The organism is Escherichia sp. WS568 (genome assembly GCF_046486085.1).
GTDB lineage: Bacteria > Pseudomonadota > Gammaproteobacteria > Enterobacterales > Enterobacteriaceae > Escherichia > Escherichia coli.
This window is the reverse complement of the sequence record NZ_JBJQMC010000033.1, coordinates 20817-36573: the sequence shown is the minus strand read 5'-3', so window position 1 is coordinate 36573 and position 15757 is coordinate 20817. Positions and strand designations below refer to the sequence as shown.

The 15757-nt window shown below is 50.7% G+C and carries 17 protein-coding genes and 1 other annotated feature; of the genes, 8 read left to right on the top strand and 9 right to left on the bottom strand.

The annotated features are described in order from the left end of the window. The 4 genes from ACJHWR_RS23570 to wzzB all read left to right on the top strand — a co-directional run. A partial coding sequence (locus tag ACJHWR_RS23570) for an IS1 family transposase (RefSeq protein WP_000306640.1) occupies positions 1 to 95 on the top strand: 95 nt, incomplete at its 5' end. Positions 96 to 481: 386 nt separating this feature from the next. Then, complete coding sequence (gene gndA / locus ACJHWR_RS23565) at positions 482 to 1888, top strand: NADP-dependent phosphogluconate dehydrogenase (RefSeq protein WP_000043418.1); 1407 nt, start codon at positions 482 to 484, stop codon at positions 1886 to 1888. A 247-nt stretch (positions 1889 to 2135) separates the two neighbouring features. After that, positions 2136 to 3302, top strand: a complete 1167-nt coding sequence (gene ugd, locus ACJHWR_RS23560; protein WP_000704862.1) for a UDP-glucose 6-dehydrogenase — start codon at positions 2136 to 2138, stop codon at positions 3300 to 3302. Between the two features lie 145 nt (positions 3303 to 3447). Continuing rightward, complete coding sequence (gene wzzB, locus ACJHWR_RS23555) at positions 3448 to 4428, top strand: LPS O-antigen chain length determinant protein WzzB (RefSeq protein WP_001350693.1); 981 nt, start codon at positions 3448 to 3450, stop codon at positions 4426 to 4428. A gap of 95 nt (positions 4429 to 4523) precedes the next feature. On the opposite strand, the gene hisIE is transcribed toward wzzB, so the two are convergent. From hisIE to hisL, 9 genes are all read right to left on the bottom strand, one after another. Then, positions 4524 to 5135 carry a bifunctional phosphoribosyl-AMP cyclohydrolase/phosphoribosyl-ATP diphosphatase HisIE gene (gene hisIE / locus ACJHWR_RS23550; RefSeq protein ID WP_000954911.1) on the bottom strand — a complete coding sequence of 204 codons (612 nt, stop codon included), beginning with the start codon at positions 5133 to 5135 and terminating at the stop codon, positions 4524 to 4526. After that, the gene (hisF, locus tag ACJHWR_RS23545) at positions 5129 to 5905 is read right to left on the bottom strand and encodes an imidazole glycerol phosphate synthase subunit HisF (RefSeq protein WP_000880182.1); all 777 of its coding nucleotides are present in this window, start codon (positions 5903 to 5905) and stop codon (positions 5129 to 5131) included. The genes hisIE and hisF overlap by 7 nt, the downstream gene beginning before the upstream one ends. Then, complete coding sequence (gene hisA / locus ACJHWR_RS23540) at positions 5887 to 6624, bottom strand: 1-(5-phosphoribosyl)-5-[(5-phosphoribosylamino)methylideneamino]imidazole-4-carboxamide isomerase (protein WP_000586459.1); 738 nt, start codon at positions 6622 to 6624, stop codon at positions 5887 to 5889. The genes hisF and hisA overlap by 19 nt, the downstream gene beginning before the upstream one ends. Further along, positions 6624 to 7214, bottom strand: coding sequence for an imidazole glycerol phosphate synthase subunit HisH (hisH, locus tag ACJHWR_RS23535; protein WP_001103550.1), 591 nt, complete (start codon positions 7212 to 7214; stop codon positions 6624 to 6626). Before hisH ends, hisA begins: the two co-directional genes overlap by 1 nt. After that, positions 7214 to 8281, bottom strand: coding sequence for a bifunctional histidinol-phosphatase/imidazoleglycerol-phosphate dehydratase HisB (gene hisB, locus ACJHWR_RS23530; RefSeq protein ID WP_000080093.1), 1068 nt, complete (start codon positions 8279 to 8281; stop codon positions 7214 to 7216). Before hisB ends, hisH begins: the two co-directional genes overlap by 1 nt. After that, positions 8281 to 9351, bottom strand: coding sequence for a histidinol-phosphate transaminase (gene hisC, locus ACJHWR_RS23525; protein WP_000108926.1), 1071 nt, complete (start codon positions 9349 to 9351; stop codon positions 8281 to 8283). Before hisC ends, hisB begins: the two co-directional genes overlap by 1 nt. Further along, positions 9348 to 10652, bottom strand: coding sequence for a histidinol dehydrogenase (hisD, locus tag ACJHWR_RS23520; RefSeq protein WP_001445890.1), 1305 nt, complete (start codon positions 10650 to 10652; stop codon positions 9348 to 9350). Before hisD ends, hisC begins: the two co-directional genes overlap by 4 nt. Positions 10653 to 10657: 5 nt before the next feature. Further along, complete coding sequence (gene hisG, locus ACJHWR_RS23515) at positions 10658 to 11557, bottom strand: ATP phosphoribosyltransferase (RefSeq protein WP_000131782.1); 900 nt, start codon at positions 11555 to 11557, stop codon at positions 10658 to 10660. A gap of 46 nt (positions 11558 to 11603) precedes the next feature. Next, positions 11604 to 11727: a sequence feature (His leader region), on the bottom strand. Further along, positions 11703 to 11753: a his operon leader peptide gene (hisL, locus tag ACJHWR_RS23510; RefSeq protein WP_001364200.1), complete on the bottom strand. Its 51-nt coding sequence runs from the start codon at positions 11751 to 11753 to the stop codon at positions 11703 to 11705. Its footprint overlaps the feature before it by 25 nt. 426 nt (positions 11754 to 12179) lie before the next feature. On the opposite strand from hisL, the gene ACJHWR_RS23505 reads away from it, so the two are divergent. From ACJHWR_RS23505 to plaP, 4 genes are all read left to right on the top strand, one after another. Beyond that, positions 12180 to 13004 (top strand): SDR family oxidoreductase, encoded by an 825-nt coding sequence (locus ACJHWR_RS23505; protein ID WP_000754737.1) that lies wholly within the window; start codon positions 12180 to 12182, stop codon positions 13002 to 13004. A gap of 45 nt (positions 13005 to 13049) precedes the next feature. Continuing rightward, the gene (locus ACJHWR_RS23500; RefSeq protein WP_000803366.1) at positions 13050 to 13979 is read left to right on the top strand and encodes a LysR substrate-binding domain-containing protein; all 930 of its coding nucleotides are present in this window, start codon (positions 13050 to 13052) and stop codon (positions 13977 to 13979) included. Positions 13980 to 14193: 214 nt separating this feature from the next. Next, positions 14194 to 14256 carry a membrane protein YoeI gene (gene yoeI / locus ACJHWR_RS23495; protein ID WP_010723108.1) on the top strand — a complete coding sequence of 21 codons (63 nt, stop codon included), beginning with the start codon at positions 14194 to 14196 and terminating at the stop codon, positions 14254 to 14256. Then, a complete protein-coding gene (gene plaP, locus ACJHWR_RS23490; RefSeq protein ID WP_000019197.1) occupies positions 14246 to 15604 on the top strand; it encodes a putrescine/proton symporter PlaP in 1359 nt (452 codons plus the stop codon). The genes yoeI and plaP overlap by 11 nt, the downstream gene beginning before the upstream one ends. Positions 15605 to 15757 lie beyond the last annotated feature (153 nt).

The following is a 15757-nucleotide window of genomic DNA, read 5'->3' as shown; positions in this document are numbered from 1 at the left end:
CACGGCTGGGACGGAAGTCGCTGTCGTTCTCAAAATCGGTGGAGCTGCATGACAAAGTCATCGGGCATTATCTGAACATAAAACACTATCAATAAGTTGGAGTCATTACCGGTTACGAGTAGTGGCATCTGGATTTGATGTGTGTAACATTAATGAGTCGTTAATATTAGCTAGAGTTGGTGATAATATGTTGGCTAGGCGAAAAGGGCTGAGGTATATAAAAAGTGAATTCCAACTTTATCGGCTAAAAGTTAAACTTGGTTTGCAGTCACATATATCTGGATTCTGCATTTTGTTAGTAAGAAGCATTCCGCGATTACTCCCTCTAAAGGTCTTAAAAATTATTTACCAATATATTCGGAAGTAATTATATAATAATTCTGAAGATTGCACTCTTATTTTTTCTTAGTTGTATCTTTGTATGTTAACATTACGTTTAAACCGAACCGCTAAGACGGTAATTTCGTGACAGGAGTAAACAATGTCAAAGCAACAGATCGGCGTAATCGGTATGGCAGTGATGGGGCGCAACCTTGCGCTCAACATCGAAAGCCGTGGTTATACCGTCTCTATTTTCAACCGTTCCCGTGAAAAGACGGAAGAAGTGATTGCCGAAAATCCAGGCAAGAAACTGGTTCCTTACTATACGGTGAAAGAGTTTGTTGAATCTCTGGAAACGCCTCGTCGCATCCTGTTAATGGTGAAAGCAGGTGCTGGCACGGATGCTGCTATTGATTCCATCAAGCCGTACCTCGATAAAGGTGACATCATCATTGATGGTGGTAATACATTCTTCCAGGACACCATTCGCCGTAACCGTGAGCTTTCTGCCGAAGGCTTTAACTTCATCGGTACCGGTGTTTCCGGTGGTGAAGAGGGCGCGCTGAAAGGGCCTTCCATCATGCCTGGTGGGCAGAAAGAAGCCTATGAACTGGTTGCGCCGATCCTGACCAAAATCGCAGCCGTTGCTGAAGATGGCGAACCGTGCGTTACCTATATTGGTACCGATGGCGCAGGTCACTATGTGAAGATGGTTCACAACGGTATTGAATATGGCGATATGCAGCTGATTGCTGAAGCCTATTCTCTGCTTAAAGGTGGCCTGAACCTCACTAACGAAGAACTGGCGCAGACCTTTACCGAGTGGAATAACGGTGAACTGAGCAGCTACCTGATTGACATCACTAAAGACATCTTCACTAAAAAAGATGAAGACGGTAACTACCTGGTTGATGTGATTCTGGATGAAGCGGCTAACAAAGGTACCGGTAAATGGACCAGCCAGAGCGCGCTGGATCTCGGTGAACCGCTGTCGCTGATTACCGAGTCTGTGTTTGCACGTTATATCTCTTCTCTGAAAGATCAGCGTGTTGCCGCATCTAAAGTTCTCTCTGGCCCGCAAGCGCAGCCAGCAGGCGATAAAGATGAGTTCATCGAAAAAGTTCGCCGTGCACTGTATCTGGGCAAAATCGTTTCTTACGCTCAGGGCTTCTCTCAACTGCGTGCGGCGTCTGAAGAGTACAACTGGGATCTGGACTACGGCGAAATCGCGAAGATTTTCCGTGCTGGCTGCATCATCCGTGCGCAGTTCCTGCAGAAAATCACCGATGCTTATGCCGAAAATCCGCAGATCGCTAACCTGCTGCTGGCTCCGTACTTCAAGCAAATCGCCGATGACTACCAGCAGGCGCTGCGCGATGTCGTCGCTTACGCGGTACAGAACGGTATCCCGGTTCCGACCTTCGCCGCTGCGGTTGCCTATTATGACAGCTACCGCGCCGCTGTTCTGCCTGCGAACCTGATCCAGGCACAGCGTGACTATTTCGGTGCGCATACTTATAAGCGCATTGATAAAGAAGGTGTGTTCCATACCGAATGGCTGGATTAATCTGATTTAATCAACAATAAAATTGAGGCCCGGCGTATATTATGCCGGGTTTTTTTTACCAATTATCTTATAGACTAAATTTCACTGCTTAATATTAACTTAATAAATATCAGCTATTCTTATAAAGAAATTCTGAATTGTTTTTCGTTGCGTTGACCATCTTACAACGTAGCGTTAAAACTTTTAACTCTTATCAGGATGCTAAAAACATCATGATTCACAGTTAAGTTAATTCTGAGAGCATGAAATGAAAATCACCATTTCCGGTACTGGCTATGTCGGCTTGTCAAACGGGCTTCTAATCGCACAAAATCATGAGGTTGTGGCATTAGATATTTTACCGTCACGCGTTGCTATGCTGAATGATCGGATATCTCCTATTGTTGATAAGGAAATTCAGCAGTTTTTGCAATCAGATAAAATACACTTTAATGCCACATTAGATAAAAATGAAGCCTACCGGGATGCTGATTATGTCATCATCGCCACTCCAACCGACTATGATCCTAAAACTAATTATTTCAATACATCCAGTGTAGAATCAGTAATTAAAGACGTAGTTGAGATAAATCCTTATGCGGTTATGGTGATCAAATCAACGGTTCCCGTTGGTTTTACCGCAGCGATGCATAAGAAATATCGCACTGAAAATATTATATTCTCCCCGGAATTTCTCCGTGAGGGTAAAGCCCTTTACGATAATCTCCATCCTTCACGTATTGTCATCGGTGAGCGTTCAGAACGCGCAGAACGTTTTGCTGCTCTGTTACAGGAAGGAGCGATTAAGCAAAATATCCCGACCCTGTTTACCGACTCCACTGAAGCAGAAGCGATTAAACTTTTTGCAAACACCTACCTGGCGATGCGCGTGGCGTACTTTAACGAACTGGATAGCTATGCAGAAAGTTTAGGTCTGAATACTCGCCAGATTATCGAAGGCGTTTGTCTCGATCCGCGTATTGGCAACCATTACAACAACCCGTCGTTTGGCTATGGTGGTTATTGTCTGCCGAAAGATACCAAGCAGTTACTGGCGAACTACCAGTCTGTGCCGAATAACCTGATCTCGGCAATTGTCGATGCTAACCGCACACGTAAAGACTTTATTGCCGATGCCATTTTGTCACGCAAACCGCAAGTGGTGGGTATTTATCGTCTGATTATGAAGAGCGGGTCAGATAACTTCCGTGCGTCTTCCATTCAGGGGATTATGAAACGTATCAAGGCGAAAGGCGTTGAAGTGATCATCTACGAACCGGTGATGAAAGAAGATTCATTCTTCAACTCTCGCCTGGAACGTGATCTCGCCACTTTCAAACAACAAGCCGATGTCATTATTTCCAACCGTATGGCAGAAGAGCTTAAAGATGTGGCAGATAAGGTCTACACCCGCGATCTCTTTGGCAGCGACTAACATCCTGTTATCAGGGCTATTTACGCCCTGATTGTCTTTTGTTACTTGCGTAACAATTCATTATTTTTATCAATTATCCTATAGCATTCATGAGGATTATCGCTAAACTATGCGGACTTGGAAATTTCCGTCAGTTAGGGTAATGATGAGAGTAGAAAATAATAATGTTTCTGGGCAAAACCATGACCCGGAACAGATTGATTTGATTGATTTACTAGTGCAGTTGTGGCGTGGCAAGATGACAATCATCATTTCCGTCATTGTGGCTATTGCCCTGGCTATTGGATATTTGGCAGTAGCGAAGGAGAAATGGACGTCAACAGCAATTATCACTCAGCCCGATGTGGGGCAAATTGCTGGCTATAACAATGCCATGAATGTTATCTATGGTCAGGCTGCACCGAAAGTATCGGATTTGCAGGAGACGTTAATTGGTCGCTTCAGTTCTGCCTTCTCTGCATTAGCAGAAACGCTGGATAATCAGGAAGAACCAGAAAAACTTACCATCGAACCTTCTGTTAAGAACCAGCAATTACCATTGACTGTTTCTTATGTTGGGCAAACTGCAGAGGGCGCACAAATGAAGTTGGCCCAATACATTCAGCAAGTTGACGATAAAGTGAATCAAGAGTTAGAAAAGGATCTCAAGGACAACATTGCTCTGGGACGGAAAAACTTGCAGGACTCTTTAAGAACGCAGGAAGTGGTTGCGCAGGAGCAGAAAGATCTGCGTATCCGTCAGATTCAGGAAGCGTTGCAGTATGCGAATCAGGCGCAGGTGACAAAACCGCAGATTCAACAGACTGGCGAAGATATCACACAAGATACGTTGTTCCTTTTGGGGAGCGAAGCGCTGGAGTCGATGATTAAGCATGAGGCGACCCGTCCGTTGGTGTTCTCACCAAACTACTATCAGACTCGTCAAAACCTGCTTGATATCGAAAGCTTAAAGGTTGATGATCTTGATATTCATGCTTACCGCTATGTAATGAAACCGACGTTACCTATTCGTCGTGATAGCCCGAAAAAGGCAATTACCTTGATTCTGGCGGTGCTGCTGGGTGGCATGGTTGGCGCGGGGATTGTGCTGGGGCGTAATGCTCTACGCAATTACAACGCGAAGTAATCTTTTCGGTTTTAAAGAAAAAGGGCAGGGTGGTGACACCTTGCCCGTTTTTTTGCCGGATGCGGCAACAATATCGCATCCGCTTACCCCGCAACTCACTGATGCCGTTTACGCAGGTTCTCAATTACCGTCGTTAAATCCAGCCCCTGATCCTGCAACAACACCAGCAGGTGATACATCAAATCAGATGCCTCGTTGGTCAGCTCAAAGCGGTCATGTACCGTCGCGGCCAGCGCGGTTTCCACGCCTTCTTCGCCTACTTTCTGCGCAATGCGTTTGGTGCCGCTGGCATACAGTTTGGCAGTGTAGGAGGTTTCCGGGTCGGCAGATTTACGTTCGGCGAGCAGTTGTTCCAGTTGATACAGGAACAGCCACTGGTGAGCGGTGTCGCCGAAGCAGCTGCTGGTGCCTTTGTGGCAGGTTGGCCCGATGGGATTCGCCAGCACCAGTAACGTGTCGTTGTCGCAGTCCGGGGCAATACTCACTACGTTGAGGAAATTGCCCGACGTTTCGCCTTTGGTCCACAGTCGCTGTTTAGTGCGCGAGAAGAAGGTGACTTTGCCGCTTTCGAGGGTTTTGTCTAAGGCTTCCGGGTTCATATAGCCCAGCATTAGCACTTCGCCGGATACCGCGTGTTGCACAATCACCGGCATAAGTCCGTCGGTTTTTTCCCAGTCCAGTTCGCGACGTTGTTGTTCTGTTAACATATCCTGATCTCCACGCCCTGTGTTGCCAGGTACGCTTTTAATTCACCAATATTGATTATTTGTTTGTGGAATACGGAAGCTGCCAGCGCGCCGTCAACGTCGGCATCGCGGAAGGCTTCGAGGAAGTGTTCCATGGTGCCCGCGCCACCGGAGGCAATCAGCGGGACGTGGCAAACTTCACGCACTTTTTTCAGTTGTTCGAGGTCGTAACCGTTACGCACGCCGTCCTGATTCATCATATTGAGGACGATTTCTCCGGCACCGCGTTTTTGCACTTCCTGTACCCAGTCGAGCGTTTCCCATTGAGTGACGCGGGTGCGGCTTTCATCGCCGGTATATTGATTCACATGATATTTACCGGTTTCGGCGTCGTACCAGGTATCAATACCGACCACAATACACTGCACGCCAAAGCGATCGGCCAGGCGAGTAATTAACGTCGGGTCCGCCAGCGCAGGAGAGTTGATGGAAATTTTATCCGCGCCAAAGGAAAGAATTTTCGCGGCATCTTCCAGAGACTTAATCCCACCCGCCACACAAAACGGAATGTCGATCACTTCCGCCACGCGAGATACCCAGCTTTTATCTACCACCCGTCCATCGCTGGAAGCGGTGATATCGTAGAACACCAGCTCGTCCGCACCTTCTTCGGCGTAGCGTTTTGCTAGCGGCACGATATCGCCAATGATTTCATGGTTGCGAAACTGTACGCCTTTCACCACCTGACCATCACGAACGTCGAGACACGGAATTATGCGTTTTGCCAGCATGCGATGGCCTCCTTCACGGTGAATTTACCTTCCAGTAATGCCCGACCAACTATTACGCCGCGCACGCCAGTGCCACGCAGGGCAGCGACATCATTAATGTCGCCAATACCGCCGGAGGACTGAAATGCTACTTGCGGATATCTGGCGCACACTTCTTCATATAAAGAGACGTTAGAGCCTGCCAGCGTGCCGTCGCGCGAGATATCGGTACACAGCACATGTTTCAGGCCGACGGGCAGATAGGTTTCCACCAGTTGTTCCAGCGACACACCCGAATTCTCTTGCCAGCCACTGACCGCCACTTGCTTGTTGCCTTGCTCGTCAATACGGACATCCAGCGCCAGCACTAAGGCATCCGCACCGAAGCGTTCAAACCAGCCTTTCACCCTTTCTGGTGATTTCACCGCGGTGGAGCCAACTACCACACGCGCAACACCTGCTTCCAGTAACGCCGCTACGTCTTCTTCGCTACGCACGCCGCCGCCAACCTGCACCGGAACGTTAACGCCCGCGACCAGGGTTTTAATCAGCGGGATTTGACGTTTAGCCGGATCTTTTGCCCCGGTCAGATCCACCAGGTGCAGCACTTCAGCACCTTGTGCGGCGTAATCCTGTAAGCGTGGCAGCGGGTCGTTACCGTAATCGCGTTGTTTGCCATAATCGCCCTGATGGAGACGCACCACGGTGCCGTCGATTAAATCTAATGCCGGAATAATCATCACATCTCCAGGAAGTTTTTCAGCAACTTAGCGCCAGCGGCACCAGAACGCTCCGGGTGGAACTGCACGCCATAGAAGTTATCTTTTTGTACCGCCGCGGTGAACGGTTCGCCGTAGTTACACTGGGCGATGGTCCACGGATTGACTGGCATTGCGTAGCTGTGAACAAAGTAAAAGTACGCGCCGTCTTCAATCCCCTGAAACAGGCGGTTGCCTGCCTGCGGGTAAACGCGGTTCCAGCCCATATGCGGCAGCGGCAGACCAAAGTCGGTCATTTTCGGCACGTCTTCGTCGATGATGCCCAGCAAGTCGATGCCGTTGCTCTCTTCGCTGCGCCGCCCCAGCAGTTGCATCCCTAAGCAGATGCCCAGCACCGGTTGGGTACAGGCTTTGATGAGATCAAACAGCTCGCGCTCACGCACCTGGTCCATCGCCGCTTGCGCGGTGCCAACGCCGGGTAAAAACAGTTTATCGGCCAGCAACACGACGTCCGGGTCACGGCTGACTTTGGGTTCATAACCGTGGCGCGCAATGGCAGACTTCACCGAGTTCAGATTGGCGCAGCCGGTATCAAGGATCACCACGTTCATTACAGCACTCCTTTTGACGAGGGCAGGGTGTCGCCTTCCACGCGGATGGCCTGGCGCAGGGTGCGACCAAAGGCTTTGAACAGGCTCTCTACACGGTGATGATCGTTTTTACCTTTGGTTTTCAGGTGTAGCGTCACGCCCATAGTGTAAGAGAGCGAACGGAAGAAGTGCTCGATCATTTCAGTGCTGAGATCGCCCACGCGCTGGTAGGTAAATTCGGCTTTATATTCCAGGTGCGGGCGACCAGAGATATCCAGCGCGCAGCGGGCAAGGCATTCGTCCATCGGCAGCACAAAACCAAAGCGACAAATACCGCGTTTATCGCCGAGGGCAATTTTTAACGCTTCGCCCAGCGCCAGGCCGGTATCTTCGACGGTGTGGTGATCGTCGATATAGAGGTCGCCTTTGACGTTGATTTCCATGCGGAAACCGCCGTGGGTGGCGATCTGATCCAGCATGTGATCAAAGAAGCCAACGCCGGTGTTAATCTTGCTGCCACCTTCACGATCCAGCCACACCTGGACGTCAATTTGCGTCTCTTTGGTGTTGCGCACTACGTGGGCGTAACGGTCTCGTTTAGTGAGTTGCTCGCCAATCATCGGCCAGTTCAGGGTTTCGCGGTCGTAGCGTAAACCATTAATACCCATGTTTTCCGCCAGTTGAATATCGGTCGCGCGATCGCCAATCACATAACTGTTGGCACGATCCATCGCTTGCTCAGCGAGATAACGCTCCACCAGTTTTACTTTCGGTTTACGGCAGTCGCACTCATCTGCGGGCAGGTGCGGACAAATCAGCACTTCATCAAACTGCACGCCTTGCGAGGTGAAGATCTGCATCATCAGGTTGTGCGGTCCATCAAAATCCGCCTGCGGGAAACTTTGTGTTCCCAGACCATCCTGATTAGTGATCATCACCAGTTTGTAGCCCGCTTTTTGCAGCTTCAGCAGTTCCGGGATCACGCCCGGTTCAAAGGCGAGTTTGTCAAAACGGTCCACCTGAAAATCACTCGGCGGTTCGCTAATCAGGGTTCCATCGCGATCGATAAAAAGATACTTCTGACTCATCAAACTTGCTCCGCACGTAAGGCGTCAATGACGCGCTGGCTTTCTTCACGGGTTCCGACGGTAATTCGCAGGCAGCCGCTTAAAGAGGGTTGTTTATTCTGATCACGTAAGATAATGCCCTGATCCCACAAAGATTTAAACACTGCGCTGGAGGCTTTAAAGCGCGCCAGAATGTAGTTGGTTTCGGAGTCGAAAACCTGCTCCACGCAGGGGATCTCTTTCAGTGCGGCCATCAGGTATTCGCGTTCAGCAATAATTTGCGCCACTCGTTCGCGCATGGCGACGATCCCCTGCGGGCTTAACGCCTGGGCTGCAATGTCGGCAACCGGCGTCGAGAGCGGGTAGGGGGCGATCACTTTCATCAGCAGGTTGATGACTTCTTCGTTTGCCAGCGTAAATCCGCAACGAAGGCCCGCCAGAGCGAAGGCTTTCGACAGTGTGCGCAAAATAGCCAGGTGCGGATATTCCGCCAGCCAGCCAGCCAGCGATGCCTGCGGGCAAAACTCGATATAGGCCTCATCGGCAACCACAATCGCTTTACCGCGCGTTAACTCCAGCAGGGTGCGAAAATCCTGTGGATTGATCAGTTGCCCGGTCGGGTTGTTGGGGCTGCAAACATAAACCACTTTTACGCCGTCCAGCTTGTCGGAAATGCCCTGCAAGTCCAGTTGCCAGTTTTTCAGCGTCGGCACTGTGCGGCACTCGACGCCAATGGTTTCGGCGCTGACGCTGTACATGCCGTACGTTGGCGGGCAGTAGAGGATGGCGTCTTTACCCGGTTCGCAAAAAGCGCGAATCAGCAGTTCAATACCTTCGTCCGCGCCACGGCTGACCAGCACCTGCTCCGCCTTCACGCCTGCATACTGCGCGTAATTTTCAATCACCGCTTTCGGCTGGCATTCCGGGTAGCGGTTGAGCGTTTGCTGAGTAAGCTGAAACTCCACGGCTGTGGGGTATTCGTTGGCGTTCAGCCAGACGTCGCCGTTACCGCCCAGACGACGCGCCGACTGATACGGCGTCAGGTTGCGGACGTTCTCACGCGCTAAATCGGTAATAGTCACGGTGCTCATGCTTGCTCCTTAAGGGCGTTAACACGCAAAGTAACGGCATTTTTGTGGGCGGTCAGGCGCTCGGCGGCGGCCAGTGTTTCAATGGTCGAAGCCAGCGCGGAGAAACCTACTTTCGACAGTTCCTGCACGGTCATCCGCTTCTGGAAATCCGCCAGTCCGAGGCTGGAACAGGTGGCGGTGTAACCGTAAGTCGGCAGAACGTGGTTGGTGCCGGAGGCGTAATCACCTGCCGATTCCGGTGACCAGTCACCAAGAAATACCGAACCGGCGCTGGTGATGCTATCGACCAGTTCGCGGGCGTTGCGGGTCTGAATGATCAGGTGCTCCGGGCCGTACTGGTTGGAGATTGCCACGCACTGCGCTAAATCGTTGGTCACGATCAGGCGGCTGGCGCTCAGTGCCTGACGTGCGGTTTCGGCACGCGGCAGTTCTGCTAACTGGCGTTCGACGGCTTCGGCAACTTGATGCGCCATATCAGCGTCAGGCGTCAGTAAAATCACCTGTGAATCCGGGCCGTGTTCAGCCTGAGAAAGCAAATCAGAAGCCACGAAATCCGGCGTAGCGCCGCTGTCAGCAATCACCAGCACTTCCGACGGGCCTGCGGGCATATCGATCGCCGCACCGTCCAGACGCTGGCTCACCTGACGTTTCGCTTCGGTGACAAAGGCGTTACCCGGCCCGAAGATTTTGTCCACTTTCGGCACAGATTCCGTACCAAACGCCAGCGCGGCAATGGCCTGTGCGCCGCCGACGTTAAACACGTCCTGCACACCGCATAGCTGCGCCGCGTAAAGAATTTCATCGGCAATCGGCGGCGGTGAGCACAGCACCACTTTATTGCAACCCGCAATACGCGCCGGAGTCGCCAGCATTAATACCGTTGAGAAGAGCGGGGCGGAACCGCCAGGAATATACAAACCAACCGAAGCTACCGGGCGCGTGACCTGCTGGCAACGCACACCAGGCTGAGTTTCAACATCTACCGGCGGCAGTTTTTGCGCAGTGTGGAAGGTTTCAATATTCTTTACTGCCACCGCCATCGCCTGTTTTAGCTCGTCGCTCAGGCGTTCGCTGGCGGCGGCAATTTCCTCAGCAGACACCTTCAGTGCGGTAACCGTGGTTTTATCAAACTTCGCGCTGTATTCCCGCAGGGCGTCATCACCGCGTGCTTTCACGTTATCGAGAATATCGTTAACAGTGCGGGTAATGCTTTCAGAAGCGGAGATCGCCGGGCGCATTAACAGCTGGCGTTGTTGCTCCGCAGTACAGCTATTCCAGTCAATGATTGTGTTAAAGCTCATGGCGATCACTCCATCATCTTCTCAATCGGCAGGACCAGGATTGAACTGGCACCCAGCGCTTTCAGTTTTTCCATGGTTTCCCAGAACAGGGTTTCGCTGCTGACCATGTGCATCGCTACGCGCTGTTGATCACCCGCCAGCGGCAGAATAGTTGGGCGTTCGGCACCTGGCAGCAGGGCGATGACTTCATCCAGACGTTCGGTCGGTGCGTGCATCATGATGTATTTTGATTCGCGCGCCTGGATCACACCCTGAATACGGGTCAGCAGTTTGTCGATCAGTTGCTGTTTGGATTCTTCCATTTCGCCATCGCGTTGGATCAGGCAAGCTTTCGAGCGGTAGATAACTTCGACTTCGCGCAGGCCGTTTGCTTCCAGCGTGGCACCGGTGGAAACCAGATCGCAAATCGCATCCGCCAGTCCGGCACGCGGGGCGACTTCAACAGAACCGTTCAGTAAGCAGGATTTAAAAGAGATGCCTTTCTGGTCGAGATAACGCTTGAGCAGGTGAGGATAAGAGGTGGCGATACGTTTACCGTTTAAGGAGAGCGGGCCGTCCCAGGCTTCATCAACCGGCGTTGCCAGTGAAAGTCGGCAGCCGCCAAAATCCAGACGACGCAGGGTAAAGTAGCGCGGATCTTCACCCTGGGCGCGGCGGTTAAGCAGCTCTTCTTCCAGCACGTTTTCGCCGATAATCCCAAGGTCTACCACGCCATCCATTACCAGACCGGGAATGTCGTCGTCACGCACGCGCAGAATATCAATCGGCATGTTTTCTGCCATCGCGATCAGGCGCTGGGTGTGAAGATTGATTTTAATGCCACAGCGCGCCAGCAATTCGCGTGAATCATCACTTAAACGGCCGGATTTCTGCATAGCTATGCGTAAACGAGTGTTGTCTGTCATTTTGTTATTCCTCTTTAAACCTGTCTGAACCGTTATCAACCGCGCAATAAAAAAGCCCCCGGAAGGTGATCTTCCGGGGGCTTTCTCATGCGTTCATGCACCACTGGAAGATCTGAATGTCTTCCAGCACACATCGCCTGAAAGACTAGTCAGGATGATGGTGATGATGGTGGTGTTTAAATTGAACGCGTGTCATAAAAGTCTCTGTGAATGTTTATTCAACTGATGTCTTTTAACCTAAACCACTTTCACGTTAGAAAGCAAGGGCTTTTTTATATATTTTATGGCAATGGATTTGTTTAATGAATGAGCGGGGAAAGGAGGGGGCCTGGAGTGACTACGTTAGAAAAGAAATCGTGAAAATATGTCTTTAAAACCCTCAAGAACATTGTGTTCTGTAACTAAAGTGGGCTTTGTTCCTGCCGGATGCGGCGTGAATGCCTTATCTGGTCTACAAATGTTGCGTAAATTCAATATATTGATGTTTTTGTAGGACTGATAAGCGGAGCGCATCAGGCAATGGTATATTTGCTAACCGTTTCGATTTCATTCATAGAATGAATTGTCAGTTTTGATACGCTAGCGTAGCCTTATAGATCTTAGGTGTATCAGGAGATAACGGATGAAAAAGGTCGCAATTGTCGGGTTAGGGTGGTTAGGCATGCCGCTGGCGATGTCACTTTCAGCGCGAGGCTGGCAAGTCACCGGGAGTAAAACCACACAAGATGGTGTCGAAGCGGCCCGAATGAGTGGCATTGATAGCTATCTGCTTCGCATGGAGCCTGAGTTAGTTTGCGATTCTGACGATCTGGATGCCCTGATGGATGCCGATGCGCTGGTCATTACGCTTCCGGCACGTCGTAGCGGCCCCGGCGATGAGTTCTATTTACAAGCGGTACAAGAGTTAGTGGATAGCGCGCTGGCTCATCGTATTCCCCGCATTATTTTCACCAGCTCAACGTCTGTCTATGGCGACGCGCAAGGCACGGTGAAAGAAACTACCCCGCGTAATCCGGTAACCAACAGTGGAAGAGTATTAGAAGAACTCGAAGACTGGCTGCACAATTTACCCGGTACTTCGGTCGATATTCTGCGTCTTGCGGGCCTTGTCGGACCGGGACGTCATCCCGGACGCTTCTTTGCCGGAAAAACCGCGCCTGATGGTGAACATGGTGTTAATTTAGTCCATTTAGAAGATGTTATTGGCGCTATCACTCTGTTGTTACAGGCACCTAAAGGCGGACACATCTATAATATATGTGCGCCAGCTCACCCTGCGCGTAATGTTTTCTATCCGCAGATGGCCCGTTTACTGGGGCTGGAACCTCCGCAGTTCAGAAATAGTCTGGACAGCGGCAAAGGTAAGATTATTGATGGCAGTCGGATTTGTAATGAACTGGGGTTTGAATACCAGTATCCCGATCCGCTGGTAATGCCGCTGGAGTAAACGATCACGCCAGCAGGACGCCGCATGCACTGCAAGGGGGCGTGTATGAAACCACTGCTGGATGTGTTGATGATCCTCGATGCCTTAGAAAAAGAAGGCAGTTTTGCGGCGGCGTCGGCCAAACTCTACAAGACGCCGTCCGCTCTGAGTTACACCGTTCACAAGCTGGAAAGCGACCTTAATATTCAATTGCTTGATCGTAGCGGTCACCGCGCTAAATTCACCCGCACCGGAAAAATGTTATTAGAGAAAGGGCGGGAAGTTCTGCATACCGTGCGGGAACTGGAAAAGCAGGCGATCAAACTGCATGAAGGCTGGGAAAACGAGCTGGTGATTGGCGTGGACGACACGTTTCCTTTTTCTCTGCTTGCGCCACTGATTGAAGCTTTTTATCAACATCATAGCGTGACGCGCCTGAAGTTTATCAATGGCGTACTCGGTGGTTCCTGGGATGCCCTGACTCAGGGGCGAGCGGATATTATTGTTGGCGCGATGCATGAGCCACCATCTTCCAGTGAATTTGGTTTCTCGCGGTTGGGCGATCTGGAACAAGTCTTTGCGGTCGCGCCTCATCATCCGTTAGCCCAGGAAGAAGAGCCGTTAAACCGTCGTATCATTAAGCGATATCGGGCGATTGTGGTGGGGGACACTGCGCAGGCAGGCGCTTCTACGGCCTCACAACTTCTCGACGAACAAGAAGCCATTACCGTTTTCGATTTTAAAACCAAGCTGGAGCTGCAAATTAGCGGCCTCGGCTGCGGCTATTTACCCCGTTATCTGGCGCAACGTTTTCTCGATAGTGGCGCGTTAATCGAGAAGAAAGTGGTCGCCCAAACTCTCTTTGAACCCGTCTGGATTGGCTGGAATGAACAGACCGCAGGGCTTGCCAGCGGCTGGTGGCGGGATGAAATTTTAGCAAATAGTGCGATCGCCGGTGTTTATGCAAAATCTGATGACGGAAAATCAGCCATTTAAAGAAAAATTATTATGACAAGCCTCTCATTCTCTTGTCATTTCCCCCCCATTTAGGCACAATGCGCCGCTGTCAAAAAATGACTAAAAACCGACGTTTCATCAGCGTCGGTTATTTTTTGCTTCAAACCAATCATTCATACCAAGAGGCCGGGCTTCGTACCGGATAGATATTTACTAAAAATCGACAGTTGTTGTCGCTGAGGAATCCAAAAAAATGGGGCAATTTTTTGCTTACGCGACGGTTATCACCGTAAAGGAGAATGACCATGTCGCATAACGTTACTCCAAACACCTCTCGCGTGGAATTGCGTAAAACGCTTACGTTAGTTCCGGTTGTAATGATGGGTCTTGCCTATATGCAGCCGATGACGCTGTTTGATACTTTTGGTATCGTTTCAGGCCTCACGGATGGTCATGTGCCGACAGCCTATGCGTTCGCATTGATTGCGATCCTGTTTACGGCTCTGAGCTACGGGAAGCTGGTCCGCCGCTATCCTTCTGCTGGCTCTGCATACACTTACGCCCAGAAATCCATTAGCCCGACTGTCGGCTTTATGGTGGGTTGGTCTTCTCTGCTCGACTATCTGTTCGCGCCGATGATCAACATTCTGCTGGCGAAAATCTATTTTGAAGCTCTGGTGCCTTCCATTCCATCGTGGATGTTTGTGGTGGCGCTGGTGGCCTTTATGACCGCCTTTAACCTGCGTAGTCTGAAATCCGTAGCGAACTTCAACACTGTAATCGTCGTGTTGCAGGTAGTGCTGATCGCGGTGATCCTGGGCATGGTTGTTTATGGCGTATTTGAAGGTGAAGGAGCGGGTACGCTGGCGAGCACTCGTCCGTTCTGGTCTGGCGATGCGCATGTTATCCCGATGATTACCGGGGCGACAATCCTGTGCTTCTCCTTTACCGGCTTTGACGGCATCAGCAACCTGTCGGAAGAAACCAAAGATGCAGAGCGCGTGATCCCGCGTGCGATTTTCCTGACCGCGCTGATTGGCGGCATGATCTTCATCTTTGCAACTTACTTCCTGCAGCTGTACTTCCCGGATATCTCTCGCTTTAAAGATCCGGATGCGTCACAGCCTGAAATCATGCTGTACGTTGCGGGTAAAGCGTTCCAGGTTGGCGCGCTGATCTTCTCCACCATTACCGTACTGGCGTCCGGTATGGCGGCGCACGCAGGCGTTGCGCGTCTGATGTACGTAATGGGTCGTGACGGCGTGTTCCCGAAAAGCTTCTTCGGTTATGTACACCCGAAATGGCGTACTCCGGCGATGAATATCATCCTGGTTGGCGCGATTGCCCTGCTGGCAATCAACTTTGACCTGGTAATGGCAACGGCGCTGATTAACTTTGGTGCGTTGGTGGCGTTCACCTTCGTTAACCTGTCGGTCATCTCGCAGTTCTGGATCCGTGAGAAGCGTAACAAGACGCTGAAAGATCACTTCCAGTATCTGTTCCTGCCGATGTGTGGTGCGCTGACCGTTGGTGCGCTGTGGGTTAACCTGGAAGAAAGCTCAATGGTTCTGGGTCTGATCTGGGCTGCTATCGGCCTGATTTACCTGGCATGCGTAACCAAGAGCTTCCGTAACCCGGTTCCGCAGTACGAAGACGTAGCATAATCATCTTTTCTAATAATCAACCGGAGTCGAATGAATATTTGGCTCCGGTTTTTTTATTCTTTTTTATCGAAATCCTCATTAATAACCATTTGTTCTAATTTAGAGAATTTGGTTATTGGTCTGCATTCCACCAGTCATGAATAATTTCCTTAT